The organism is Williamsia sp. 1138, from assembly GCF_002095435.2.
GTDB lineage: Bacteria > Actinomycetota > Actinomycetes > Mycobacteriales > Mycobacteriaceae > Williamsia.
The window spans coordinates 88,541-111,110 of record NZ_MJEJ02000052.1 but is presented as its reverse complement, the minus strand read 5'-3'; the positions used below and the strand labels follow the sequence as shown (position 1 = coordinate 111,110).

Below are 22,570 nucleotides of genomic sequence, written 5' to 3'. Positions count from 1 at the left end.
GAACGCCCCGCCTATCTCACCATCGCGACCGCGTCCCACAGGTCGCAGTGGTGGTCGCTGCCTGAGCCGGCGACGCGTGCACCGCTCTCTTCGAATCGCATCACCGGAGTCTCGGTGCCGGTGGTCTCCTGCCACGTCGGCGAACCATCACTCGACGGCGTGCCGGTCCGGGCGAAACCTGCGAGATAGTCGATCATCGTGCTCGACAACTGGTGCTGTGCAGGTGTGCGGAGCAGGTCCTGGCCGTTCAGATTGAACAGGTACGGCAGGTCGGTGGCGTGCGCGGCCTCCTGCGGAAGGTCGGGCAGTGTGATCCCGTTGACGTTCGGGGCAGTCGGGTCGGCAAACTCGTATGTGTACACCGGCGCGGTCTTCGCCAGCTCTCGTGCGGTGCGGGCGGTGGGACAGGACCAAGCGGCATCGGTGGTCACCGTGGACCAGGCGACGCCTGCAGAGGGGTAATCCACCAACGGATATCGTTCGGCGATTCGCGTCGCGGAGGGACCGAACGCGTCGGACAGCAACGTCGGATAGGAGTCGGCGGTGACAGACGCAGGATCGACCAGCATCGCTGCTCCCACGAATGATCGCTGCTCAACACGGGTCGACCCGATCATCACCGGAATCGGCGTCGTGTCACCGTCGCGGGCTGCCTTGTCCGGATCTGTGGGCAACAGATCGGTTCCGTACGCAAGCACATTCGAGAAGTTCTCCCCCAGCGGCACCAGCCGATCAGCGGGAAGCCTACGCAGGCAATCGATCTGATCTGCACCGACGCAACCCAATCCGGTCGCGACGTCGGCGCCGTTATTCTCGCTGGCGGCGAGAGATGTGTACGGGGTTTGCTCCGGGACACCCGGGAAGAGGACACCGTTCGGCCAGCGCAGCCCACAGGCTCCCGACATGATCGCGGCTTTGTCGACGAGTCCAGTCGCCGCAGGTGAGCTGAGCACAGCACACGTGGACATTCCGCCGGCAGATTGACCGAAGACGGTCACGTTGTCGGGGTCACCGCCGAATGCTGCGGCGTTGTCATCGACCCAACGCAGGGAAGCGATTTGGTCGGCAAATCCGAAGTTTCCCGACCCCTCCAGGCCCGGCAGACCGAGGTAGCCGAACATGCCGAGCCGGTAGTTCACCGTCACCACGATGACGTTGCCCTCGGCAGCGATCCTGGTCGGGTCGTAGTCCGAGCCCGCGTCGTGGGTGAATCCGCCGCCGTGCCACCAGACCAGCACCGGCAGTGGCTTCTCGGAGTGCGCGCGTGGGGTGGTGACATTGAGGAACAGGCAATCTTCCTCCGTCGACGACGCAGCGCCGGGCTGAACGGCCTGCTGCGCGCACCGGGATCCGACCTTCGTTGCGTCCACCTGCTCGTCTGGCGTTGAAACAGGTTGCGGCAACGTCCATCTGCGGTCGCCCGTCGGCGGTTGCGCGTAGCGGACACCGAGAAACTCGCGGGTGGTCTCGGTCGCCGAACCCTGCAGCTCGCCGGACGTGGTGCCCACCTCGAGCGGGGCGTCGGAGTTGTCGACCTGCGACGTGCCACATCCGGTCACGATCAGCGCCAGCGCCGCCACCAGCAATGTGAATGGGGTGATCGGGCTGCGAACGGTCATGATGGGCCTCCCGCCCGGGTTGCGATGTCGAACGTGGTCGCCAATTCCGAGCCCAACTGCTTCGGGTCGTCTCCGGCGCGGATACGTTGCAACGCTGCGTCGAGTGCGGCTCGAATGGTCATCGTCATGACGCGGGTGTCGAACTCGCGGAAGTCGCTTCGGGCCTGTCCATCAGCCAAGATGGTGTCGACCTCCAGCATCTCTGCCGCGTGCTCCACCCGGCTGTCGCGTGCGAGCGCCTCAGGCACGTGTCCCGACGCGAAAATTGCTGACAACGCGGCCATCTGGCGTGGGTAGGCCGCGTAGAACTGCACACTCCCGGTGATGAACGCCGCCAGCGCGGCCCGTGGCGACGGTGCGTCGGCCACACGGTCCGCCATGGCCGTGGCGCCCAGTTGGTACACCTCGGCGACGATGCTGTCCAGAAGCGCTGCGCGGGAGTCGAAATGGTAGGAGATCACGCCTCTGCTGATTCCGGCACGCTCAGCGATGGCGACCAAACTCGCCTTCTCGACGCCCACCTCGGCAATGACCTCGATCGCGCACTCGATCAACTGCGCGCGCCGGGCAGTCTGAATGAATGTGGGGGTGGGCCGCGAGGCTTTCGCACTGGGCATGCAGAACAGTTTAGCAACTGCGACTAAAATTTCCCAGGGGTGTCAGAAATTCGGGACGTTAGTAGCCGGTTCCCGCAGCGAGGTCGGCGCAAGCAACGAGTAGTCGTCGGACCGATCTGGGGCCGGATACAGCGTGCTCCGGCCCACAACGGCCACAATGATCTACTGGCCTCATGACCACACCCACGCCTCTCGCTGCCGGCCTGGACATCTCGCCGGAGGCGCTCACCCTCGGGATCTCGCTGTATTCCGCGGCGATCCTGGTAGGTATCGGCGTGGGCATCAATGCCGCGGCCAAGCACCGACGCCGCCTGGCCGTCATCATGGCTGTGCTCGTCACGGTCTTGGTCATCGCCGGGGTGGTCGTCGCGATCTTGAGCAGCACCCACAATCCGCATTGATCCCGCCGTAAGTTGGCTTCGCACACAGAAATGTCCGATTTCACCTGCTTCGACACGGCCAGCGGGTCGAATTGATGCGCGGTGTGACGGGTCGGTCCTAAAGTAATCGAAGTCAACAACCGCCGGATCCCGACGGCGCCAGGCACGAGTCCCGTTCGGGGTGAGGGGTTACCGCAATGACTACAGACGGCTCGGTCAAGGTGGAGAAGAGGGCACCCGGTCTGCGGGAGCTGACCGTGCGAGGGGTCATCCTCGGCGGGTTGATAACCCTGGTCTTCACCGCAGCAAACGTGTACCTCGGCCTCAAAGTCGGTCTGACGTTCGCCACCGCCATTCCCGCTGCGGTCATCTCGATGAGCATCCTGCGGTACTTCAAGAACCACTCGATCGTCGAGAACAACATCGTCCAGACCATCGCGTCCGCGGCAGGCACGCTCTCGGCCATCATCTTCGTGCTCCCCGGCCTGATCATGGTCGGCTGGTGGACCGGTTTCCCCTACTGGATCACCGTCGCCGTCTGCGCCATCGGCGGCATCCTCGGCGTCATGTACTCGATCCCCCTGCGCCGAGCGCTGGTGACGGGATCTGATCTGCCCTACCCCGAAGGTGTCGCGGCCGCAGAGGTCCTGCGCGTCGGCGACACGACCGCAGGCGCCAACGAGAACAAGGGCGGCCTGCGGATCATCTTGATCGGCTCCGTCGTCGCCGCGGCCTACTCACTGCTCGCGGCCCTGAAGGTGATCAGCAACTCGCTCGCCGGTGCCATCAAGGTCGGTGCGGGCGGAACGATGTGGGGCGCGAGCCTGTCGATGGCGCTGATCGGTGTCGGACACCTGGTCGGCATCACGGTCGGTATCGCGATGTTCGTCGGCCTGATCATCTCGTACGGCATCATCCTGCCCATCCAGACCAACGGTGCGTTGCCCGCCGGAGAAGACCTCCTCGACGGGGTCAGCAGCATCTTCTCCTCCGATGTCCGCTTCGTCGGCGCCGGTGCGATCGCTGTCGCGGCGATCTGGACCCTTCTCAAGATCATCGGCCCGATCATCAAGGGCATCAAGAACGCCATGGTGTCCGCCCGTGCGCGTAAGGGCGGGAAATCGGTCGACATCACCGAGCAGGACATCCCGATCCAGTACGTCGGCCTCGTGATCGTTGTCGCACTCATCCCCATCGGCCTACTGCTCTGGGACTTCGTCCACGACACCGCGTTGCACGGCACAGCGACCGGCATCATCGCCGTCAGCATCATCCTGGTGTTCGTGATCGGCCTGGTCGTCGCGGCGGTCTGTGGCTACATGGCCGGCCTCATCGGTTCGTCCAACAGCCCGATCTCCGGTGTTGGCATCCTCGTGGTCATCATCGCCGCGCTGCTGATCAAGATGGTCTACGGCGACGCCGACGACGCCCAGAACACCGCCCTGATCGCATTCACACTGTTCGTGTCCGCAGTGATCTTCGGTGTCGCGACCATCTCCAACGACAACCTGCAAGACCTCAAGACCGGCCAACTCGTCGGCGCCACACCGTGGAAACAGCAGGTGGCGTTGATCATCGGCGTCATCTTCGGGTCCGCGGTCATCCCGCCGATCCTGCAGCTCATGCAGACCGCCTTCGGCTTCGTCGGAGCCCCCGGCGCCACCGACGACGCGTTGGCCGCACCTCAGGCAGCCCTGATCTCATCGCTGGCCAAAGGTGTCTTCGGCGGCGACCTCGACTGGAACCTCATCGGGATCGGCGCCCTGATCGGTGTCGCGGTCATCGTGATCGACGAGATACTCACCCGCACAGGCAAGTTCCGGCTACCCCCGTTAGCTGTCGGAATGGGTATGTATCTGCCGATCTCCCTGGTTTTGATGATCGCCATCGGCTCGGTCGTGGGCCTGGCCTACAACAAGTGGGCCGACAAGTCCGGCGGCGATGTCGAACGCAAGAAACGCATGGGCGTCCTGCTCGCGACCGGTTTGATCGTCGGCGAGAGCTTGTTCGGGGTGGTGTTCGCCGGCATTGTCGCGGCGACCAGCGACGACAGTCCGCTGGCGATCGTCGGCGACAACTTCTTGAAGACCTCCGAATATCTGGGCGTCATCCTCTTCGTCCTCCTTGTCGCTTGGCTGTACAAGAAGACCCAGCAGATCGCGAGCCGGCCGGTCGAGGACGAACCGGCGGACCTGACCAAGTCGTAGCTGAGCCTCAATCTGCTCCACTTCCAGGAATCTGCTCCGCTTCCAGCACACTGAACGTGGAGCGGATTGCCAGAAGTGGAGCAGATTCGACCACAGGAAGTGCCTATGGATCAGAGCGAGCAGATCGCCGCCGAGCAGGCGACGCGCTGGAACGGTCCGTCGGGGCGGGCGTGGATCGAGAATCAGGATCTGCTCGATCGCTTGTATCGGCCGTTCGAGGATCTGCTGGTCGGCTATGTGACCGACGTGTCCGGAAGCCGGGTTCTTGACGTCGGATGTGGCACGGGCAGCACGACCTTGGCGGTGAGCCGGGCCGCCACCGGCACAGCGGTCGGCGTCGACATCTCCGAACCGATGATCGCCGTGGCGCGTGCCCGTGCAGCCGCCGAAGGTGTGTCTGCGAACTTCGTCGCCGCCGACGTCCAGACCCATCAGTTCTCAGATGCGCAGTTCGACACCGTCATCTCCCGTTTCGGGGTGATGTTCTTCAGCGATCCGGTCGCGGCGTTCCGCAACCTGCATCAGGCCTGCGCGAGGAGCGCACACCTGCGAATGATCGTGTGGCGCACACCCGGCGCCAGCGACGTAATGGTGGCCGCCGAACGCGCGACTGCGTCTCTGTTGCCGGACCTACCGCCGCGGCCGCCGAGTGTTCCCACGACACCTGGTCAGTTCGCCTTCGCCGACCCTGAACTCGTCACGCCCATCCTCGAAGCAGGCGGCTGGCGGGACATCACCGTCGAACCGCTCGACGTCGAACTCAGCCTGCCCACCGACGACATGCTGCGATACATCACGACGTTCGGTCGAGTGGGAGTTCAGCTGCCACTGCTCGACGAGACGACCCGATCGCGCGTGCTCGACCAGGTGTCAAAGACTCTCACGGCGTTCGCCGACGGACCCGACGCGCGCTACCCCGCCGCGTGCTGGCTGTTCAGCGCCCAGGCCTGACCGAGCGCCGAATCAGAGGGTAGTCGGCGGGGCGAATTGTCGCGCCCCGACAGTCAGAACTGCGTCGGTAAGGGAATTCCCGATTGTCCTGCCGATCCAGAGGTTCAACGATGGTGTACGCAGCCCGATTTGCCTGTACGCCCTGCGTACCAACCTTTGGAGTAGTCCATGCCTGCAGCCGACGCCACGAGACCACAAGTACCCGAAACGGGGGTACGCCGATGACCGCACTCAACGAAGGACCGGACGTCACTGCTCTCTATGCTCTCAGCCGCGAGCGAACGAGACTGACGCTCGGCATGAGCGCCGCCGTGCTCGCCTTCTTTTTACCGTTACCGATCCTCGGTGGCTTCACCTCATTGCTCGACGGAGTCCTCTTCCAGGGCGTCACCGTGGCGTGGGTGTACGCCTTCGCCCAGTTTGTCGTCGCCATCGCGGGTGCGCGCTGGTATTCGACTTGGGCCAGTGACTTCGACCGTCGGCTGGACGCTGTGGTCACAGGGGGACGCGACCGATGACTCTTTCCTCAGCAATCCTGTTCGCATCGCTTGTCGTGGTCACGCTCTTCATCACGTGGTGGGCGGCCAAGAAAAACAAGACGGCCGCCGACCACTACGTTGCCGGAGGGCGACTGACCGGCCGTCAGAACGGCGTCGCGATCGCGGGCGACTTCATCTCGGCGGCATCGTTTCTCGGTGTCACCGGCGCCATCGCCCTGACCGGGTTCAACGGCTTCTACCTTGCGGTCTTCGTACCCATTGCGTTCCTGCTCGCCATGCTGATCGTCGCCGAACCACTTCGTAACCTGGGACGGTTCACTCTCGCCGATGTGCTGGCAACACGTTTCACCGGCTCGCCGGTGCGAACCGCGATGGCCACCAGCACCGTCGTCATCAGCGTTGTATACCTGGTAGCCCAACTCGTCGGGGCCGCGCTGATCGTCTCGCTCCTGTTCGACCTCAAATACTGGGTGGCGGTACTGATCATCGGCGTGCTGACCACCACCTACACAATGGTCGGTGGAATGCTGGCCACCAGCTGGATCCAGATCATCAAGACCGTGCTGCTGATCGTCTGTGCGGTGGTCCTCTTCGTCCTTGTGCTCATCAAATACGACTTCAATCTCTTCGGGCCGTTCTCCACTGCCCTCTCTGAGTTCGGTGAGTCCTTCGTCGGGCCGAACCGCACCTCGGACCTTGCCTCCTTCGATCAGCTGTCGCAGATCGTCGGGCTGGTGTTCGGTGTGCTGGGGTTGCCGCACGTCATGATCCGCTTCCTGACGGTTCCCGACTCCAAGCAGGCCCGGTCGTCGGCATACACAGCCATCTGGGTGTTTTTCGGCTTCTACCTCATGATCCCGGTCCTGGGTTACGGAGCTGCGTACATCGTCGGACAGAAGGAGATCGCACAGGAGAACAAGGGCGGAAACCTTGCGGTGGCCCAACTTGCCGAATCCTTGGGTGGCTCTTTGCTGTTGGCCTTCGTGGCGGCGGTTGCCTTCGTGACCATCCTGGCCGCGTTGTCGGGCCTGGTCATCGCGACGTCCGGCGCTATCGCACACGACCTCTACGGTCAGGTGTTTCGAAAGGGGAAGGTATCGGAGGTTGGACAGCATCGCGCCGCCCGCGTCGCGACCGTGCTGACCTGTGCGATCGGTGTGGTCATCGCCCTGGCGGCAGAAAAGCAGAACGTGGCGTTCCTGGCCTCACTCGGCATGTCCATTGCCGCGTGCGCCAACCTGCCGTCGCTGTTGCTGACCATGTACTGGCGCCGGATGACCGCGCAGGCTGTGATCGCCGGGATCGTTGCCGGCCTCACGCTGTCCCTCGCGATCATTCTCGCGAGCCCCGCCATACACGGTGATGATGCGCCACTGGGCTTCTCGAATCCCGCGCTCGTCGCTGCCCCTGTGGCCCTACTCATCTCGATCGTGGTCGCCTTGATGACATCGCCGCGCGGCGGTGCCGCCGCCGAGGCCGAGGAGACGTTCGACGCGATGCGCATCACCGCGCTGACCGGCCGGGCCGCGGAGAAAGTCGGTGGTGCTGCCACTCGCAGCTGAGGCAGCAACTGACGAATACCCGGCGCCTCCCGGGCATCGAACACCACGTTCGGTGCCCGGGAGGCGCTTTCTGCTGTGCTCATGTGCGCACTTGTGCCGACAGGGGCCTACAAGAAAACGGGCACCGCCACCGCTTCAGCGATGTCGATGCCCGTGATCCGGCGTTGGCGCTCAGTACAGTTCGATGACCAGCTTGGATGACTGTGCCCGGCTCACGCATAGAGCCATCTGGTTGCCGGCCGCTTTGTCAGCGTTCGACAGGCAGTTGTCGCGGTGGTCCGGTGTGCCTTCCAGCACACCCGAGATGCACGACCCGCAGATCCCTTCCTCGCAGGACTTGAAGACCTCGATCCCGTTCTCTTCCAGGACTTCCAGGATCGACTGGTCGGCCGGGACAGTGAACTCCTCGCCGGTGTCGAGTTCGATCTCGAAGGCGGAGTCCGCACTGGTGTCGACGGTCGTTGCGACAAAATGCTCGCTGTGGACCTGATCGGCACCCACCGCGGGTGCGAAGGTGGCCGCCACCAGGTCCATGAATCCGACCGGCCCACAGGTGTAGACATGGGAGGCTTTGTCTGCCCGGCCCGCCAGCTCCTCGAGGATGCCGGCCAGATCGCTACGTGGAGTACCGAAATAGAGATGAACCCGGTCAGCGAACTCCACGCGGTTCTCCAACAGGTCGATGAAGGCCGCCTGGTCCCGACTACGCACGAAGTAGTGGAGTTCGAAGTCGACTGCTCGCGAGCTCATTTCATACGCCAAGCTGAGCAGCGGGGTCACTCCGATACCACCTGCGATCAGCACGTGCCGGTCGGCATCCTCGGCGAGGGTCAGGAGGTTACGCGGTGGCGAGATCGTCACACGGTCGCCCGGTTGCACCTCGTGCAGCGCAGCTGAACCTCCACGCGAGTCCTCCTCGCGTTTCACCGCGATCAGGAGGGACGACGGGTCGCGGGGTGGACTACACAGCGAGTATTGCCGGAGCACACCGGTCGGGCCGACGACGTCGATGTGTGCACCCGCATCATAGGGGGTGAACTGCGCGCCGTCTTCACGCACCAGCCTTAGCGTACGTATAGCCGGTGTCTCGGAGACGACCTCGGCAACCTGCACCTGGAGCGTCACAGCAGGAACCCCGCCGCAGGTACCTCGTCCCGGCCGTCGATGAGTCGAATGACTTTGAGGGATAGGCGGTCGTCGGCAGCAGTGGCGCCCAGATCAATCGTGTAGTCGACGTTTGCAGCCCAGATATCGTGGTGTCCGCGCTTGTAGGCGATCAGCGTCTGTGCCGCGCGGATCTTGACAGTGGCACCGTGGTCACGATCGACCACGTCGGCAGGGACGAACCGTCCGATGGTTCGGAGCGTCTTTGCTGAGTCGACCGCGGCGATCGCATATCCCTCGGTCATCCGGGTGACCCGCAGACCACGCATGTGAGCGTCGTCGTACACCATGTTCAGGGTGTTGGCGAAGTCTTCGCAATCAGGATCGATCGGGATGATGTACTTTGCGTCTTCGGAGTAGAGCTGCTGCCATGCTTCGTAGTCTTTGTTGTCGAGCAACTCGGCCTCACGACTGATGAGATCGATGGCTCGCACCACCCGGGTGTCGGTGGTGGGTACAAACGACACCGGCAGCTCACGGGCAACGGCTTCCGCCGCCCATGCACCTGGTTTCGGTTTGCGAGCCTGGACGGTGTCAGTCATCGCTCATCATCTCCTTCCATTTTCCGTATGCAGCGCGCATACCCGTTTCATCTGTGACGTGAGAAGTGGGCCATCCCTGCGCCGAGCGAGCCTCACGGCCCAGGCCACGATTGACCATGATGGGCAGTTCAGGTCCACCCACGGCGCCCCTCTGCACGCGGTCCCAGCCCTCGGCATCATCAGGTGTGCCGAAACCGAAGGGGCCCTGGAAGTGTTCGTGAGCCCGCAACCGTTCCCGATTGACCGGTCCGACGATGTCCTCCGGTCCGTCCGACCCCAGGGCAACGTGCTCGATCCACGTCTCGTTGACCGAGATCGGACGCAGTACCCGGAAGAACGAGATGGACATCGACACGTTCGGGAACAGGTTGAGATTGAACCCCGTGCCATGGACAGCGCGTACCAGCTTGCGGACGGCGGGCTCATCCAACCCGGCCTCGGTCAGTTCCGCGACCAGACCGTCGAAGCGTGGCTGCAGCGGCTCGCTGCCGTCGTCGGCATCGAGGTCTGAATGTTCGGGGACCATCTGCATCACCGAGTGTCCGTTACCGAGGTCATGGGTGATCGCGGACGGATCTGTCATGAAACTCATCATGTCGGAGGTCTCGGCGTCCACCGACGCCATCCAGGACCGGTGCACGATCGGGAAGTGGTAGCCGTCAGTGGTGTTCTCCAGCTGGATCTTCCAGTTGCCGCGGAACTTGAACCGGTGCGTGCCGAGCACTTTGACGGGATATCCGCCGCCCTGCTTGAAGAATCGATCGATCCAGAGTTTGGTGTCGCCCAAGAACTCGTCGAGTGGCTCAGCGTCAGGGTTGAACGTCGCAAAGATCATGCCGCCGTATGATTCGGTGCGCGCCTTCTTCAGGCCCATTCCCTCTTTGCCCATGACATCCTCGTAGCCATCGGGGTACGGGATCCCTCGCAAGGTGCCGTCGAGACCGTATGACCACGCGTGGTACGGGCACGTGAACCCATTGGCGTTACCGGCGCGCTGCTCGCACACGCTCGCCCCACGGTGCCGGCACCTGTTCAGCAGAGTGTTGATGTTGCCTTTGCGATCACGTGTGACGATCACCGGCTGGTGCCCGACGTGTGTCGACTTGAAACTGCCGGCCTTCGGCAACTCACTCTCGTGAGCAACCCAGACCCAGGCGCGCTCGAAGATGCGCGACATCTCGAGTTCGAAGATGTCAGGGTCTGTGTACATCCGCCCCGCAACGCGATCGGGGCGCACCAGGTCGGAGGGTGGGAGGTCGTAGACCTTCTCTGCGTTGAAGTCGACGGTCATCGTGATGGCTCCAGATACATAGGTGATGTGAATCGCAAGGTCAACCGGGACAATCGAAACCGGGTCCCGGCCGCCAGGGCTGTGGCGCCCGGACTTGCTCGTTCAGCACTGTCGACCCTCACGGTACGGATATGCGCGGCCGCTGAGAATCAGAGAAGGTACACCGCCTGATAGGTAATTTCCTTACCCGTAGAACACAACCTGGGTGCCTCGGCAGCGGTAACATCATGGCGAGACGGTGACCGCAGATCTCGTCGCGCCGACCCATCGTGTCCGCGACACCACCGCTCCGAAATCATGCCACCGACATACGGATTCGAAATGACCCCTGATTCAAGCGCCTCGGTCACCGATGACCGGCGGATGACACTGACCTGCTACACCGACACCTTCGGCTACGGGTGGCGGCATGTGGACCTGTTCACCCACGACAGTGCGGGCAACGAAGTGAACTGGGTGCACTGGACCGTCACCGGTGACGGCCCGGAGGTGGCCGACGAGGCCACTGCACGCATCGAGCCGACACTTCGCCGAACGTCGCCGTGGCGGCACCGGGTCAGCGCCGCTGGTATGGACTACTGGGAGGCAGATGCCGCTTGGAGCGACGACTGACCGACCGTGGCGCGCGGGTCGGCTTGTTGACTGCACGCGCCGGACTACGGCCGCATGAGTACCGATGCGCGCGGGTGGTCGCTTGCGAAACGCGTGGGCAGAGGGGCTATGAACACATTCTCGGTTCTCGTCCGGGTGATCTTCCAGACCCCGTCGACCTTTCGGAACTCATTGTTCAGGCGACTCGACCGCAAGAGTCCACTACCGTCCGCAAAGAGCCAGGGCTGCATGTGAATCCACTGCCCTGAGGCGCCGGAGCCCGCCACGTGGATCTGCTCAGACGTCAGATAGTGGGCGTTGAGCAACAGCTCCGGATCACGCTTGGTCCCCCAGAACCGCTCGAAGTGCGCCCGGATCTCCGCATGACCCTGCGCACGCCCGAACTGACCGTCGTAGTATTCGCCGACGCCCTCCCACACCGCGTCGTCCGAGTAGAGCCCGACGATCAGGTCGATCCGGTGCTGATCGTCGCGTACGCCGAATTCGGGACACGGTGTGTCGCAGAGGAACATATAGCGGGCCTGCAGCCGACGGATGTCGGCCTCGGCCTCCAACGTCTCGATTCGGGCAACCAACCCTGCAACGGTGTCTTCCATGGCCTCGGTCACGGCTGCACCTCTCGGTTGTTCTCGAGGGCGGCGACGACCTCACGCGCCTGGCGGAGCCATCCGCGGATCGTCGCACCCGATGCCTGCGGAGGCAGCTGCGCCAACCGCAACGTCAACGAGTAGCCACCACCCGGGTCTCGGACGGGCAGCACCAGCGATCCCACGTCATAGGTGGACGAGTCCTCGACGTGCTGGACCCGATAGTCGACAGGAGACCGTCCGATCGACTCCCGGATGCTTCGTTCCTGGGCTGGAGTCAGTCGACCACGTCCGTAACGCTCAGCCGCGTCACGCATCTCAGCATAGGCATCGGCGGTCTGCGGTGGCAGGAAGGCGATCAGGTACCCGTGTTCTCGGACGAAATCCAGACGCTCGAGATGCACTGCTTTTACCTCATCCGACGCGCCGCGAAGCCTGCCGATCCACCGCTTCTGCTCGTCACTCGAGCGGGCGAACACATACGAGTCCCCGATCGGCGGCACCATCGGCACCCGCAACGCCAGCCCGCCTTCCCTGGCGACTCCGGGCGATGTCGCGGACAACACAGTCGCCATCTCATCGCAACTGACGGCGGTGAAAACTGTTACCTCACAACCGATCGCATTTGCCAACTCCTCGATTCTGCTGCGAGCACCATGCGCAGCATGGATGGCAGGGAGTATCTCGTGATCCATCCGTGCCATCAACGAGGTGGTGACGAAGCTGCCGTAGCCACCTTGGAAGAAGATGAGGGGCGAGACCGGGTTCGTGACGGCCAGGTCCGTGACCGCGCAGAGCACGATCCAGTGGTCGCCGGCCTCCACAGTGTTGTAGATCGTGCTGTCGATCCACGCGACCGAGTCCGCCAGCACCGGATTACCGCTGGGTGAGGCGAACCATTCGATACCGTCGAGCTTGTTCTCCCAGCGCTGCGCGATGGTCAGCACGACGTCCTCTTGCTCACCACCGAGGATGTTGATGCACAGTGAGTCACACTCCAACATCTTCGCGAAGGTCCGGGACGTCTTCATCGGCATGAACGACACCAGCGGCGGGTCCAGCGACACCGAATTGAACGTGCCGACGACCATCGCCAACACGTCGCCATCGCGGTCGCGACCGGTGACCACCACGACGCCCGTAGGATAGTGGCCCATCACTTCCCGAAATACGGATGCTTCGAACTGGGCAGTTGCGGTGATAGCCATGTCTGCGAAACTATTTCGTATCGTCCTACGGCGGTAGCAGAGAAATCTTTACTGTCGTTCGCGAGCGAGAAGCCGCACACTCGATCCATGATCGAAAGAGACCTCGCGGGATCCGCAGGGTGGCACCGTCCGATTCCGGACCAAGTAGCCGCCATCAACTCCGGAGCGGACACGGCGGTACGACTCACCCGTGGAGTCCGTGGTGACATCGACGCCGCGGAGAGCATGTTGTCGGCATGGGTCGAGTTGAACCCTCGCGTGATCGACGAGGCGCGCAGTCAGGACCACCAGGTCACCGATGCACCGCTTCGGGGGATCTCGCTCGCCGTCAAGGATCTGATCGACGTCGCGGGCCTGCCGACCCGGGCAGGATCATCGGTCACCGAGCAGGCCCCGGCCACCCGGGACGCCGCATGCGTCGCCCGTTTTCGTGATCTCGGGGCCGTGGTCCAAGGAAAGACCGTCACCACCGAATTCGGCTACTTCTCCCCCGGTCCGACCCGAAACCCCAAGGCACCAGACCGCACTCCGGGAGGCTCATCCAGCGGGTCGGCGGCAGCGGTGGGTGCGGGGACCATTGCTGTGGCCCTGGGGACTCAGACGGCAGGCTCTCTGACCCGGCCGGCATCGTTCTGCGGGACCGCTGGAATGGTTCTGGCCCAGGGAACTGTGAGCCTGGACGGCGTCTGTGGACTCAGCGAGTCACTCGATTCATTGGGTGTGCTGACTCGCACCATCGCAGATCTCGAGTACGTCTTCAACGCGTTCACCGGCCGGTCTGCCGAGTCTGCCCCGATCACACCGAAGGTGTTGGTGTGGTCGGGTAGTGAGCTGGACAGCCTGGATCCGGCGATGGTTGCGCTTCTCGATGCGGTCCCCGGCATCCTCGCCGATCGCGGCATCAGCAGCGCCGGCCTGCACTGGGACCAGGACATTCGCGCCCTCGCCGACGACCACCGCACGGTCATGGCTCACGAGGCAGCAGAGACACTGCGGGATGTCGTCGCTGAGCACGGGGAACGGTTGAGTCCGCCGTTGCGTGAGCTGGTGCTTGAAGGTTCTGAGGTGTCGGCGGGCGACAGAGCGGCGGCATTGGAGCGGCGGGATCAGCGGCGTGCACACTTCGAGGCGTTGCTTGCCGGTGAGGCCGTGGTGGTCGGCCCCGCCGCACTGGGCCCGGCGCCCGCGGGCCTGTCCGCTACCGGATCACCTGTCCTGAGCAGGCCGTGGCAATTGCTCGGCGCACCCGTCGTGGTGGTCCCCGGCGCCGAAGATGTCGATGGACTACCACTGGGTCTGCAGCTCATCGGACAACCCGGATGTGAAAGCACCCTGTTCGCCGTCGCGAAGAAACTCGAATCCACGCTGCGTGCGATGCCGCCGGTCAAGGGCCCGGTCGTAGGGCGAGTGAACTGAAGTCCGGCTGTGTACTCCCCTCGGCGCGTAGACTCTTCGTGATCGGGGGCCACGATACGCGAGGAGACATGTCCGAACAGCTGAGTGAGGACAGTGCACCGGCCACGGTGTACGTCATCGACGACGACCCCGAGGTCTGCGAATCGGTGGAGTGGCTTCTCGAGAGCATCGGTATCAGACCACGGATCTGCCACAGCGCGGACGAGTTCCTCGAGATGTATCAGGGTGACCATGCCGCGTGTCTGGTCCTGGATGTGCGAATGCCGCATCTCAGCGGCACCCGGTTGCAGGAGCGCCTCAACACATTTGCGCCGTTTGTCGGGATCATCTTCGTATCCGCGCACGGGGACATCCGGATGTCGGTGTCGGCGCTACAGGCGGGCGCGCTCGACTTCCTGGAGAAGCCGTATGAACCGCAGCGCCTTCTGGATGCGGTACAGAGCGGCGTCGAGCAGGCAGAGATCCGATTCCGTCAGTATCGCCTCAAACAGGCCGTGCAGTCCAAGGTCTCGTCGCTGACTCCACGGGAACGACAGATCCTCGCCCTGGTGGTCGAGGGCATGCCCAGCCAGAACATCGCGCGCAGGCTCGGCATGAGTGTCAAGACGGTCGACGTTCACCGTGCGCGGATCAAGAGCAAGACCGACGCCGACAGCATCAGCACCCTGGTCCGCGACATCCTCCGGTTTGATGCCGAGGTGCCCGTCGCCGATTCAGAGGGCTGATGCCGGCGGGGTCAGCGGAGGTACAGACCGCCGTTGACGTCCCAGCAGGCTCCGGTGACGAACCCGGCCTTCGGCGAAGCCAGTAGAGACACCACATCCCCGATGAATGACGGATCCCCGAGCGTGCCCACCGGAATGTTCGCGACCACGGCACCGAGTTTCTCGGGCGGCACGGTCGCGTGGACGACCGGGAGGTCGTGAGGGCCGGGGGCGATGGCGTTGACGGTGACCCCATGCGGAGCGAGCTCGCGAGCGAAGACCTTTGTCGCCGTGAGGATCGCACCCTTCGAGGACGCGTAGTGGCCGCCGGTGGCCGTCCCGCCGTTTTGGCCCGCAAGGGATGCCATGTTGATGATGCGGCCGTAGCCTGCGTCGGCCATCGCCGCCCCGAAGACCTGACAACCGAAGAAGATGCTGTTCACGTTCGTGTTGAGGACCCGGGTGAAATCCTCTTCACCGATGTCCATCAGCTCGGCGCCCTGGGTCACCGCCGCGTTGTTGACCAGGATCGTCGGTCTTCCCCAGGTCTGTCGGCAGACGTCCAGGGCCTGCACAAAGGGCTCGCGGTGTGCCACGTCGAGCGCAACCGCCCGCGCGCTTGATCCGTCGGGCGACAGCTCGGATGCCAGCTCCTGCGCGGCGTCGAGTGCGATATCGGCCAGCAGCACGTGCGCTCCGTCGGCGTGCAATGCCCGCGCGATATGGCTGCCCATCCCGCCTGCCGCACCGGTGACCACTGCCACGCCCTGACTCTGCTGCGCGTTCGCCATCAGAGTTTGACGTCGTCGCGGATCGCGAGCTCGCGGCCCATGCGGGCTTCCATCTTGAAGTACTTCCACAGGGCGAACTCACCGATCATCGTTGTTCGCAGAAGATTGCACGCCGCTTTCACAGTCGGCTGATCTCGGACGTCGGCGAGGACGTAGCACGTCCACGGCCAGCCGTCGGACGGCCCGACCATGTGGGCGTCGTCATCGAACGTCCCGATCACGTCGACACCGTCCATGTTCTTGAGGTTCGACAGCATCTCTTGGATCCCCACCCAGACGGGACCGATGTCAGCCTTGGGGAGGTCGAAGAAGTTCTGATTGTTGCCGATGCAGAACAGCGTGCGCAGCGGTTCGTTGGCCATATGATTCTCCTCGTGAGTAGTTGCAGGTCTTGATTTTTCAGCTCAGGGAAAGCTCGGGATGCCGGCGTCGAGGCCGAGCAGCAGCGCTCCGACCGCCTCGTAGGTATGGGTCTGCAACATCGCGTGCTGGGCGGGCACCAGAGCGTCCTGGACGTACCGTTGCAACGGGTGATTCTCGTAGATTGCGCCGGTTCCGGCGAGATCGAAGGCCCTGAGCACCACGGAGCGACCGGCGTGGGCCGCATGCGTGGCGCTGAGGCGGAGTATCGCTTGGTCTTCAGTGGTGATCGCCTCGCCGTCAAAGGCTTTGGCCCACACGTCGTCAGTGGTCTGATAGAAGAACGCCCTCGCCGCACGCAACTCCGCCTCCGCCTGCGCCAGCCCCGTCTTGTAGGCAGGCCGGTTGCCCTTGGCCGCGCCCCCGGTGATCGATGCCTTCGCCGCGCCGACCTCGATCACGTGGTCGAGGGCGCCACGAGCTGCACCGAGGGTCACCACCGCCAACACCTGAGCGGCATACGACAGCGCCGGGTACCGATTCAACGGCTCGTCGATCTGAGGCTCGCCGCCTCGGACGAACGTCATCTCCTCCGGCACGAACAGCCGATCGGCACGCACGGCATGTGATCCCGTCGCCTTCATCCCGGCGACACCCCAGTTGTCGACGATCTCGACGTCGTCGGGATTCACCAGCGCGGTGAGGGGCTTACCGTTCGTCTCCGGCCCGCCGACCAACCCTATTCCGATGATGTCGGCGCCGCGGCATCCACTGGCGAATTGCCAAGTGCCGGTGCACAAATATCCACCGGCGACACGCTGGGCCTCCTGCATGGGAAACAGACCACCGGCGTAGGCGACATCGGGGCCGTCCGCGTAGATCTGCTGTTGCGATGCGACCGGCAATGCCGCGAAATAGACCAGCGACGAGCCGAAACTCGCAACCCATCCGGTGGCCGGGTCGACAGCAGACAACCGCTCGACCAGCTTCATGAAGTCAGAGGGGGCCATGGGCTCGCCACCGAATGCGGCGGGCGTCGATGCCCGGTACATGCCGGCCCGCTTGAGAAGTGCAACGAAGTCGCGTGGAACGAAGCGTTGGGCACTGAACTCGTCTCGGCGTTCCCGGAGCACGTCCAGGGCGTCTTCGAACGCCGCTGCGCGAGCCGGCCCCGCTGGTTCGGCGGACACCCTGGTCATGCTCTCCGTCGTCATCACGTCTCCATTCGCATTTCATCGAAAGCTTCGACGATGACGCTATGGACTGTGGGCGGGCCGCCGGTATCGGGACTTCCCGCGTCGCGACTAAGCAATTCCTTACTTGCGGCCCGCACCCAGGCGGTGCAGTCTTCAGTCAGAAGGAGGCGTCCGTGCCCTATCTCGCCGACGACGACTACGAGCAGCTGGTTCAGGCACTGCGGTACTGCGTCCTGATTCATGACGCCGCGTCGAAAGACATCCTCTGGGCAAATCAGGCTGCGGCAGATCTCCTGGAGTTCAGCGTCGAGGAGCTGCGCCCCCTCAAAGCGCACCAGATGAGCGCCCAGGAGCAGCGATACCGCAGGTCCGTGGGGCGGCAGTGGTTGCAGAACGCGGTGGACAATGGTGTTGCGGTGACCGAGTGGGCATATCGGGCCAAGAGTGGCCGGGTCATCCTCACCGAGGCCATCGCGATCAGGGTCGAGCTGGCCGCGCGCCAGGTGGTCATGGTGCAGTTCCGCGACATCGAACGCGAGGCCCTGGTCCGGCGGGACCTCCTGCGTACCGAGGCAGACCTCAACCGCACCGAGGCGCGGCTGTCGGCGTTCCTGGACAACATGAGTGAGGGGATTCTGGTCCTCGACGAGACCGGCCGCATCACATACGCCACCGAAGCGGCGGCCGCGCTGCTCGATTCACCGCTCGATCGCCTGCCCGGCATCCGGTTCACGGATTTGTGCACGCCCGGTCAGTCTCGCTCCAACGTTGTCGCGGCCCTCGAGCGTACTGCCGAACACGGCGGGTCAGAAGGGCTGCGGTACGAGATCAAGCTGCCCAGTGGCCGGGTACGTTGGCATGCAGGTAGTTGCCAGCACATCGAGATCGAAAACGATCTCAGCGGGTCACTGCTGCTGTGTCACGACGTCACCGATCATGTACTGACCGAGCAGGCGCATCGCCGCGATGTGCAGTACCTGAACTATCTGGCGCGGTACAACGCGATGGGTGACATGGCAATGGCCATCGCTCACGAACTCGCCCAGCCGCTGGCGGCGGCCACGAATTACCTGGCCGGGACGCAGAGCCGGCTCGCCGGAACCCAAGACCGGGCCCAGGCATCCGATCAACCCACCGAACCGCCGGCCGGATACGACGACATCCAGCGCGGTCTGGAGAGCGCCCGCCGGCAATTGGACCGTGCCAACCACATCGTGCGGAGTTTGCGCGAGTACGTGACGACACTCGAGGATTCTCAGCAGCACGCGGACCTCAACGAGATCGTCGAAGAGTGTTCGTACTTCGTCGATCTGCGCGCACAGCAGAGCGGCGTGTCGGTGGAGTATGTGCTTGCCGACGAACCCGTCACCGTCGTGTGCGAGAAGGTACTCACCGGTCAGGTGTTGCTGAATCTGTGCTTCAACGCCATCGAAGAATTGGCGGGGCAGCCTGATGTCCGGCAGCCGGTATCGGTCTCGGTCGGATACGACGGCGGATACGGCGTCGTCACGGTCACCGACTGCGGAAAAGGTATCTCCCACATGCCATCCGACCAGGTATTCTACGGGGCGTTCACGGACAAGGCCGCAGGCAACGGTATCGGCCTGGCATTGAGTTATCGCATCATCAGTCGCCAAGGCGGCACGCTCACCGCCCGGGAGAACACACCACGCGGGGCCGTGTTCGAGTTCACCCTCCCCCTCAGCGCACAGTAGCGACATTCTCGCGCGAGTCCTGTTTTTGCACAGGGCATTCTGACGGCAGTCCTCGGGTAAAGGTTTCTTCACGCTGGGCATCTTCCGGCGCGAACCGTTGAGGTGTAACGTACGCCACACCCGATGGTTCTACAGACGTAGAATCACAGCTCAGCCTCAGGAGCAACTGGACCATGATCGACATCTCGAACTTGCACACCGGCCTGTTCATCGGCGGTGGATGGCGCGACGCCGGCGAAACCTTCACCACCCTCAATCCCGCAACCGGCCAACCGTTGGCCGAACTCGCAGCCGCCGGGTCTGCCGACGTCGACGCCGCGGTCACCGCGGCGACGTCGGCGTACCGCGGCGACTGGGGTGCGCTGGCCCCGTCACGTCGGGGCGCTCTGCTTCACCGTCTGGCCGATCTCGTCGAGCGCGACCTGGAGCAGCTGGCGGCGCTGGAATCGATCGACATGGGCCGCCCTGTCGGCATGGGCGCGGCCATGATGATTCCCAATCTCATCGGCACGCTCCGGTACTACGCGGGCTGGGCCGACAAGATCAATGGCGAATTGATCGCCAACGACGGTTACCTCGGTGGGCCGGTGCCCACCCACGCCTACACACGTCGCGATCCGATCGGCGTGGTGGCCGCCATTGTGCCGTGGAATGCGCCGCTGATGATTCTCGGCTGGAAGCTGGCCCCCGCGCTCGCGTGTGGCAATGCGGTGATCGTCAAACCTTCGGAAGACGCCTCGTTGTCGATCCTTCGGCTGGCCGAACTCGTCGATGAAGCCGGCTTTCCACCGGGAACGGTGAACGTGCTCACCGGAGTGGGAAAGGTTGCGGGTGAGGCACTGGCCTTGCACCCCGGAATCCACAAGATCTCCTTCACCGGTTCCACCGAGGTCGGGCGCAGTATCGTGCGCAACTCCGCCGTCAACTTCAAGCGCACCGCCCTCGAACTGGGAGGCAAGGCGCCACAGGTCATCTTCGACGATGCCGACCTCGACGCCGCGATCCAGGGTTCGGCAATGGGACTGTTCTTCAACCAGGGAGAGGTATGCGCTGCGGGTACGCGAATCCTTGCCCACCGCAAAGTGTATGAGGCCGTACTCGAGGGGCTCAAGGCCGCCGCCGAGGCCCAGATCGTGGGCGACCCGTTCGACCCTGCCACCACCATGGGGCCGCTGGTCAACGCACGGCAGCGGGACCGTGTGGTCGGCTACCTGCGCAAGGGCGCCGATGAAGGCGCCGATGTCATTGCGGGCGGAAACGCGCCGGACGGCCCCGGCTTCTTCGTCAATCCGACTGTCCTGGCCGGTCGCAACGACATGGTGGTGTCCCGTGAGGAGATCTTCGGCCCTGTCGGCGTCGTGATCCCGTTCGATTCCGACGACGAGGCCGTCGAACTGGCCAACGACAACCAGTACGGATTGTCGGCGACGATCTGGACCACCGATGTGAGCCGCGCGCATGGCATCTCGGCACGCATCGACGCCGGTGCGATCGGCGTCAACGGCTGGTCGCCGCTCGCCCCCCAACTGCCGTGGGGCGGCGTCAAAGCCAGCGGAGTGGGTCGCGAACTCGGATACGAAGGAATCCTCTCCTACACAGAACCCAAGACGATCACCGTCATCCTGTGACCTGAGCACGGAAAGAAAAGGTCGATCATGGTCGAAAAAACATTCTCTTCAACAACTTCGGGATCCGAACACAGGCTCCGCGGATCCATCGGTGTCCCCGGTATCGTTTTCCTGGTGATCGCGGCCGCCGCGCCTCTCACCGCCGTTGCCGGCTCACTGCCGGTGATGATCGCACTGGGCAACGGGGCGGGCGCGCCTCTGACCTACATAGTCGTCGCCGCCGTCCTGCTGGTCTTCAGTGTCGGCTACGCGACGATGAGTGGTCATGTCACCGAGTCAGGCGCGTTCTATGCCTATGTCACCAAAGGATTGGGGAGGGGACCCGGCCTCGGTGCGGCATCACTCGCACTTCTCGCCTACACGACGGTGCAGGCCGCGATCTACGGTCTCGCCGCCTCGACCCTGGGTAGCGTCGTGGTGCGGTTCGGCGGACCGGATCTGCCGTGGTGGGTGTGGGCATTTGCGTTGATGGCGTTGGTGGCCGTGCTGGGCTACCGCAGCATCAACGTGGGAGCGAAGGTTCTCGGCGTCCTGCTGGTCGCAGAGATGCTCTTGATCGTGGTCCTGTCGGTATCCATTCTCGGACAGGGCGGTGCGCAGGGCATCGAGGTATCGTCCTTCAGCCCATCGACTTTCATGTCGGGCTCGCCCGGCATCGCCCTGATGTTCGCGGTCGGATCGTTCATCGGATTCGAAGCGACGGCCATCTACGGCGAGGAGACGAAGAACCCGCGTCGAACGGTACCGATCGCCACCTACGTCGCTGTGATCATCATCGGTGTGTTGTACGCGGTTGCCAGCTGGGCAATCGTTCTCGCCTTCGGGGCCGACGACGTTCAAGCCATCGCAACAGAGCACACCGCAGACCTGACCTTCATCGCCGCAGACGAGTACCTCGGAGGCGTCTCCTCCGACGTTTTGATGGTCATGCTGGTCACGAGCCTGTTCGCTGCTCTGCTCGCATTCCACAACGCCATTGCCCGATATACCCACGTACTCTCGCGCGGTGGTTTCGCTCCTCGCTCCCTGATGGCCGTGCACCCTCGCCACGGTTCACCACATCTCGGTTCCTTGTTCCAGACCGTGACCGCATTTGTTCTGGTCGGAATCTTCGCGCTGGCGGGCGCTGATCCCGTGCTCGAACTGTTCACCTGGATGGCGGGCGTCGCGACCGTGTCGATCCTGGTCGTGATGGTGCTCACCAGTGTCGCCATCGTTGTCTACTTCACCCGCTCCGGCGCCGACACTCGGCTGTGGCACACCAAGATCGCGCCAATACTCGGCGGCCTCGGCCTTGCCGGCATCACGGCACTGGTCATCGCCAACTTCACGACACTCATCGGCGGTTCCCGGACTCTCGCGAACATCTTTCTCGCAATCATCGTGTGCACATTCGTGATCGGTTGGGCAGTGGGACATTTCGTGGTCCGTTCACGACGCGGTACTGCCATGGACCAGACGTCGGGTTCGCCACATCCCTGACCCGGCGGCCGGCCTTTCACACCACCACGTGCAAACCC

The 22,570-nt window shown here is 63.8% G+C and carries 21 protein-coding genes; 11 read left to right on the top strand and 10 right to left on the bottom strand.

The annotated features are described in order from the left end of the window. Positions 1-11 precede the first annotated feature (11 nt). Together BH683_RS24015 and BH683_RS24010 are read right to left on the bottom strand one after the other, a co-directional pair. Complete coding sequence (locus tag BH683_RS24015; RefSeq protein ID WP_084838810.1) at positions 12-1,619, bottom strand: carboxylesterase family protein; 1,608 nt, start codon at positions 1,617-1,619, stop codon at positions 12-14. Further along, positions 1,616-2,236 (bottom strand): TetR family transcriptional regulator, encoded by a 621-nt coding sequence (locus BH683_RS24010; RefSeq protein ID WP_084838809.1) that lies wholly within the window; start codon positions 2,234-2,236, stop codon positions 1,616-1,618. Before BH683_RS24010 ends, BH683_RS24015 begins: the two co-directional genes overlap by 4 nt. A gap of 173 nt (positions 2,237-2,409) precedes the next feature. Here BH683_RS24010 and BH683_RS24005 point away from each other — a divergent pair, with 173 nt between their 5' ends. The 5 genes from BH683_RS24005 (at position 2,410) to BH683_RS23985 (ending at position 7,836) form a co-directional block, all read left to right on the top strand. After that, the gene (locus BH683_RS24005) at positions 2,410-2,637 is read left to right on the top strand and encodes a hypothetical protein (protein WP_084838808.1); all 228 of its coding nucleotides are present in this window, start codon (positions 2,410-2,412) and stop codon (positions 2,635-2,637) included. Positions 2,638-2,813: 176 nt separating this feature from the next. Next, positions 2,814-4,823 carry an oligopeptide transporter, OPT family gene (locus BH683_RS24000; RefSeq protein WP_084838807.1) on the top strand — a complete coding sequence of 670 codons (2,010 nt, stop codon included), beginning with the start codon at positions 2,814-2,816 and terminating at the stop codon, positions 4,821-4,823. 105 nt (positions 4,824-4,928) lie between these two features. Continuing rightward, entirely contained in the window at positions 4,929-5,774 is an 846-nt protein-coding gene (locus BH683_RS23995) for a class I SAM-dependent methyltransferase (protein WP_084838806.1), read from the top strand. A 221-nt stretch (positions 5,775-5,995) separates the two neighbouring features. After that, positions 5,996-6,292, top strand: a complete 297-nt coding sequence (locus tag BH683_RS23990) for a DUF485 domain-containing protein (protein WP_084838805.1) — start codon at positions 5,996-5,998, stop codon at positions 6,290-6,292. After that, positions 6,289-7,836: a cation acetate symporter gene (locus BH683_RS23985; protein WP_084838804.1), complete on the top strand. Its 1,548-nt coding sequence runs from the start codon at positions 6,289-6,291 to the stop codon at positions 7,834-7,836. Before BH683_RS23990 ends, BH683_RS23985 begins: the two co-directional genes overlap by 4 nt. A 171-nt stretch (positions 7,837-8,007) precedes the next feature. Here BH683_RS23985 and BH683_RS23980 read toward each other — a convergent pair whose 3' ends face one another. From BH683_RS23980 to BH683_RS23970, 3 genes are read right to left on the bottom strand one after another with little or no spacing between them, the layout of a single operon-like run. Continuing rightward, the gene (locus BH683_RS23980; RefSeq protein WP_084838803.1) at positions 8,008-8,961 is read right to left on the bottom strand and encodes a PDR/VanB family oxidoreductase; all 954 of its coding nucleotides are present in this window, start codon (positions 8,959-8,961) and stop codon (positions 8,008-8,010) included. Next, positions 8,958-9,542: an aromatic-ring-hydroxylating dioxygenase subunit beta gene (locus BH683_RS23975; RefSeq protein ID WP_084838802.1), complete on the bottom strand. Its 585-nt coding sequence runs from the start codon at positions 9,540-9,542 to the stop codon at positions 8,958-8,960. Before BH683_RS23975 ends, BH683_RS23980 begins: the two co-directional genes overlap by 4 nt. Further along, positions 9,535-10,833, bottom strand: a complete 1,299-nt coding sequence (locus BH683_RS23970) for an aromatic ring-hydroxylating dioxygenase subunit alpha (protein ID WP_084838801.1) — start codon at positions 10,831-10,833, stop codon at positions 9,535-9,537. Before BH683_RS23970 ends, BH683_RS23975 begins: the two co-directional genes overlap by 8 nt. Positions 10,834-11,154: 321 nt before the next feature. Between BH683_RS23970 and BH683_RS23965 the strand changes: the two genes are divergently transcribed. Continuing rightward, positions 11,155-11,445 carry a hypothetical protein gene (locus BH683_RS23965; protein ID WP_084838977.1) on the top strand — a complete coding sequence of 97 codons (291 nt, stop codon included), beginning with the start codon at positions 11,155-11,157 and terminating at the stop codon, positions 11,443-11,445. Between the two features lie 44 nt (positions 11,446-11,489). Here BH683_RS23965 and BH683_RS23960 read toward each other — a convergent pair whose 3' ends face one another. Then, on the bottom strand, positions 11,490-12,041 hold the full coding sequence (locus BH683_RS23960; protein WP_094647732.1) for a nuclear transport factor 2 family protein: 552 nt from the start codon (positions 12,039-12,041) through the stop codon (positions 11,490-11,492). Between the two features lie 8 nt (positions 12,042-12,049). Further along, positions 12,050-13,240, bottom strand: a complete 1,191-nt coding sequence (locus BH683_RS23955; protein WP_084838799.1) for a flavin reductase family protein — start codon at positions 13,238-13,240, stop codon at positions 12,050-12,052. An 87-nt stretch (positions 13,241-13,327) separates the two neighbouring features. Between BH683_RS23955 and BH683_RS23950 the strand changes: the two genes are divergently transcribed. Then, complete coding sequence (locus BH683_RS23950) at positions 13,328-14,656, top strand: amidase (RefSeq protein ID WP_084838798.1); 1,329 nt, start codon at positions 13,328-13,330, stop codon at positions 14,654-14,656. A gap of 68 nt (positions 14,657-14,724) precedes the next feature. Beyond that, a complete protein-coding gene (locus tag BH683_RS23945; RefSeq protein WP_084838797.1) occupies positions 14,725-15,381 on the top strand; it encodes a response regulator in 657 nt (218 codons plus the stop codon). A gap of 11 nt (positions 15,382-15,392) precedes the next feature. Here the strand turns inward: BH683_RS23945 and BH683_RS23940 are convergent, their stop codons facing one another. Genes BH683_RS23940 through BH683_RS23930 form a run of 3 tightly spaced genes read right to left on the bottom strand, consistent with a single transcriptional unit; the run spans position 15,393 to position 17,725 of the window. Further along, positions 15,393-16,151 (bottom strand): SDR family oxidoreductase, encoded by a 759-nt coding sequence (locus tag BH683_RS23940; RefSeq protein ID WP_084838796.1) that lies wholly within the window; start codon positions 16,149-16,151, stop codon positions 15,393-15,395. Beyond that, on the bottom strand, positions 16,151-16,513 hold the full coding sequence (locus BH683_RS23935; RefSeq protein ID WP_084838795.1) for a hypothetical protein: 363 nt from the start codon (positions 16,511-16,513) through the stop codon (positions 16,151-16,153). The genes BH683_RS23940 and BH683_RS23935 overlap by 1 nt, the downstream gene beginning before the upstream one ends. 42 nt (positions 16,514-16,555) lie before the next feature. Further along, positions 16,556-17,725, bottom strand: coding sequence for an acyl-CoA dehydrogenase family protein (locus BH683_RS23930; RefSeq protein WP_168187111.1), 1,170 nt, complete (start codon positions 17,723-17,725; stop codon positions 16,556-16,558). A 155-nt stretch (positions 17,726-17,880) separates the two neighbouring features. Here BH683_RS23930 and BH683_RS23925 point away from each other — a divergent pair, with 155 nt between their 5' ends. The 3 genes from BH683_RS23925 to BH683_RS23915 all read left to right on the top strand — a co-directional run bounded on the left by BH683_RS23925 (position 17,881) and on the right by BH683_RS23915 (position 22,532). Continuing rightward, positions 17,881-19,422, top strand: coding sequence for a PAS domain-containing sensor histidine kinase (locus BH683_RS23925; protein WP_246833562.1), 1,542 nt, complete (start codon positions 17,881-17,883; stop codon positions 19,420-19,422). A gap of 173 nt (positions 19,423-19,595) precedes the next feature. Continuing rightward, on the top strand, positions 19,596-21,050 hold the full coding sequence (locus BH683_RS23920; protein ID WP_084838792.1) for an aldehyde dehydrogenase family protein: 1,455 nt from the start codon (positions 19,596-19,598) through the stop codon (positions 21,048-21,050). Positions 21,051-21,077: 27 nt separating this feature from the next. Continuing rightward, positions 21,078-22,532: an APC family permease gene (locus BH683_RS23915; RefSeq protein ID WP_084838791.1), complete on the top strand. Its 1,455-nt coding sequence runs from the start codon at positions 21,078-21,080 to the stop codon at positions 22,530-22,532. Positions 22,533-22,570 lie beyond the last annotated feature (38 nt).

What these genes read in the sequence shown, in the direction of transcription:
- BH683_RS24005 (WP_084838808.1), top strand. Translation starts at nt 2,410, where the DNA reads ATGACCACACCCACGCCTCTCGCTGCCGGCCTGGACATCTCGCCGGAG.
- BH683_RS24010 (WP_084838809.1), bottom strand. Translation starts at nt 2,236, where the DNA reads ATGCCCAGTGCGAAAGCCTCGCGGCCCACCCCCACATTCATTCAGACT.
- BH683_RS23930 (WP_168187111.1), bottom strand. Translation starts at nt 17,725, where the DNA reads ATGACGACGGAGAGCATGACCAGGGTGTCCGCCGAACCAGCGGGGCCG.
- BH683_RS24000 (WP_084838807.1), top strand. Translation starts at nt 2,814, where the DNA reads ATGACTACAGACGGCTCGGTCAAGGTGGAGAAGAGGGCACCCGGTCTG.
- BH683_RS23955 (WP_084838799.1), bottom strand. Translation starts at nt 13,240, where the DNA reads ATGGCTATCACCGCAACTGCCCAGTTCGAAGCATCCGTATTTCGGGAA.
- BH683_RS23990 (WP_084838805.1), top strand. Translation starts at nt 5,996, where the DNA reads ATGACCGCACTCAACGAAGGACCGGACGTCACTGCTCTCTATGCTCTC.
- BH683_RS23975 (WP_084838802.1), bottom strand. Translation starts at nt 9,542, where the DNA reads ATGACTGACACCGTCCAGGCTCGCAAACCGAAACCAGGTGCATGGGCG.
- BH683_RS23970 (WP_084838801.1), bottom strand. Translation starts at nt 10,833, where the DNA reads ATGACCGTCGACTTCAACGCAGAGAAGGTCTACGACCTCCCACCCTCC.
- BH683_RS23950 (WP_084838798.1), top strand. Translation starts at nt 13,328, where the DNA reads ATGATCGAAAGAGACCTCGCGGGATCCGCAGGGTGGCACCGTCCGATT.
- BH683_RS23945 (WP_084838797.1), top strand. Translation starts at nt 14,725, where the DNA reads ATGTCCGAACAGCTGAGTGAGGACAGTGCACCGGCCACGGTGTACGTC.
- BH683_RS23965 (WP_084838977.1), top strand. Translation starts at nt 11,155, where the DNA reads ATGACCCCTGATTCAAGCGCCTCGGTCACCGATGACCGGCGGATGACA.
- BH683_RS23995 (WP_084838806.1), top strand. Translation starts at nt 4,929, where the DNA reads ATGGATCAGAGCGAGCAGATCGCCGCCGAGCAGGCGACGCGCTGGAAC.
- BH683_RS23940 (WP_084838796.1), bottom strand. Translation starts at nt 16,151, where the DNA reads ATGGCGAACGCGCAGCAGAGTCAGGGCGTGGCAGTGGTCACCGGTGCG.
- BH683_RS23960 (WP_094647732.1), bottom strand. Translation starts at nt 12,041, where the DNA reads ATGGAAGACACCGTTGCAGGGTTGGTTGCCCGAATCGAGACGTTGGAG.
- BH683_RS23915 (WP_084838791.1), top strand. Translation starts at nt 21,078, where the DNA reads ATGGTCGAAAAAACATTCTCTTCAACAACTTCGGGATCCGAACACAGG.
- BH683_RS23920 (WP_084838792.1), top strand. Translation starts at nt 19,596, where the DNA reads ATGATCGACATCTCGAACTTGCACACCGGCCTGTTCATCGGCGGTGGA.
- BH683_RS23985 (WP_084838804.1), top strand. Translation starts at nt 6,289, where the DNA reads ATGACTCTTTCCTCAGCAATCCTGTTCGCATCGCTTGTCGTGGTCACG.
- BH683_RS23935 (WP_084838795.1), bottom strand. Translation starts at nt 16,513, where the DNA reads ATGGCCAACGAACCGCTGCGCACGCTGTTCTGCATCGGCAACAATCAG.
- BH683_RS24015 (WP_084838810.1), bottom strand. Translation starts at nt 1,619, where the DNA reads ATGACCGTTCGCAGCCCGATCACCCCATTCACATTGCTGGTGGCGGCG.